Annotated in this window: 1 protein-coding gene and 1 tRNA gene (1 of these 2 only partly in view); one reads left to right on the top strand and one right to left on the bottom strand. The window is 46.6% G+C overall.

Annotated features, from left to right (window positions below; translation table 11 throughout):
- Window positions 1-22 (bottom strand) — tRNA-Leu (locus B3182_RS09515) (it extends 181 nt beyond the left edge of the window).
- A gap of 40 nt (window positions 23-62) precedes the next feature.
- Between B3182_RS09515 and B3182_RS09510 the strand changes: the two genes are divergently transcribed.
- Window positions 63-1,422, top strand: a 1,360-nt coding sequence (locus B3182_RS09510) for a ribonuclease R family protein (protein WP_292752569.1), incomplete at its 3' end; no start/stop codon positions are given.

The following is a 1,422-nucleotide window of genomic DNA, read 5'->3' as shown; positions in this document are numbered from 1 at the left end:
CTACCAATTCCGCCACCTGGGCAAGAAGACGCGCATCATATAGATCGAGATAAAAACTGTCAATGACTGAACAAAACATAACTGACCCTTTTGAGGGTCGTGAAGCCGAGAAATACGATAATCCCATCCCTAGCCGTGAATTTATTCTCGAGCTCCTAAAACAACACAAAGCCCCTGTATCCCGGAAAAATCTTTCCAAACTTCTGGACATCAAAGGGGAAGAACAAACCGAGGCACTTCGTCGCCGTCTGCGCGCCATGGAGCGTGACGGACAAATTCTGCGTAATCGCAAAAATGCTTACGGCATTGTCTCTAAAATGAATCTGGTCAGTGGCCGTGTGATGGGGCATCCCGATGGCTTTGGCTTCTTAATTCCTGACGAAGGCGGTGAGGATTTATTTCTCAGCGAACGTGAAATGCGGGTGGTTTTGCATGGTGATCGTGCATTAGCCCGCATCAGCGGCACCGACCGTCGTGGCCGAAGAGAAGGCGCGATTGTTGAAATAGTCAAACGTGCCAACCAAACTGTGGTTGGTCGCTTGCAGGAAGATGCCGGCCTTTATTATTTAATTCCGCATAATCGTCGCATCAGCCAGGATATTATGATTCCTGTTCCCGACTTAATGGACGCCAAAGACGGACAAATAGTCGAAGCAGAAATTACTGAACATCCGAATAAACATCGCTCGCCTTTGGGCAAAATCGTTACCGTATTAGGCGATCATATGGCGCCAGGTATGGAAATCGATATTGCACTTCGCAGTTTTGAATTGCCGCATGTCTGGTCTCCAAAAGCACTGGCTCAGGCTGAAAGTTTCGGTGAAACCATTCCTCAGGATGCTATTCAAGATCGCCTCGACTTGCGTGAATTACCGCTGGTCACCATAGACGGTGCTGATGCGCGTGACTTTGACGATGCAGTTTATGCTGAAAAACTGGACTCTGGTAACTGGCGTTTATGGGTGGCTATTGCTGACGTTTCCTATTACGTGAAACCTGACGATAATCTCGATAAAGATGCCCAGGAACGCGCCACTTCAGTGTACTTTCCAAGTCAGGTCATTCCAATGCTGCCTGAAGCACTATCCAATGGCTTGTGTTCATTAAATCCTGAGGTTGACCGTTTATGCATGGCCTGCGAAATGATCATTAATCAGGACGGTGAGATTGAATCCTACAAATTTCATCAAGCAGTAATGAACTCCAAGGCACGGCTGATTTACGAGCAAGTTGCCAGCATTCTGCAAGAAAATGATAGCGAATTACGCAATCAATACGCCCATGTACTTCCGGGGCTGGAAACCATGTATGAACTGTTTCATGTCATGCTCAAAGCTCGCGAAAAACGTGGAGCAATTGATTTTGAAATGACCGAAACGCAATTTATGTTTGATGAGAATCGGAAAATTTCCTCAATCAAAC

It is taken from the genome of Methylophaga sp. UBA4204 (assembly GCF_002379485.1).
Taxonomy (GTDB): Bacteria; Pseudomonadota; Gammaproteobacteria; order Nitrosococcales; family Methylophagaceae; genus Methylophaga.
Note: the sequence above shows the minus strand (reverse complement) of the source record. Positions and strands in the feature narration are given on the sequence as shown.